The organism is Arthrobacter sp. RT-1, assembly GCF_003367205.1.
In the GTDB taxonomy this organism is placed as follows: domain Bacteria; phylum Actinomycetota; class Actinomycetes; order Actinomycetales; family Micrococcaceae; genus Arthrobacter.
Genome location: NZ_QRGQ01000053.1, coordinates 1 through 301, shown reverse-complemented (window position 1 = coordinate 301; position 301 = coordinate 1). Strand labels below are relative to the sequence as shown.

The window sequence follows — 301 nt, the reverse complement described above, 5'->3', positions numbered from 1 at the left end:
TCCATGTGTGATAGCCGGCGGGCGTTGCATGGTCGGGGTTGTGGGACTTTCCATACCAGTTCTGCCGGGCTGGTGGGGTGTGATGTGCGTGCATAGGTGAACGGTTTTGAAAGGCCGGCCAGAGAGGGTGTTAGCCCCGTAACCGTAATGCTTTGTACCGCCTGTGAGAGTATCCCAAGTAGTACGGGGCCCGAGAAATCCCGTGCGAATCTGTCAGGACCACCTGATAAGCCTAAATACTCCCTAATGACCGATAGCGGACCAGTACCGTGAGGGAAAGGTGAAAAGTACCCCGGGAGGG

The 301-nt window shown here is 56.5% G+C and carries 1 rRNA gene; it reads left to right on the top strand.

From position 1 onward, the window contains the following. Nucleotides 1-301, top strand: a 23S ribosomal RNA gene (locus DXK94_RS21185); the annotation flags it as partial.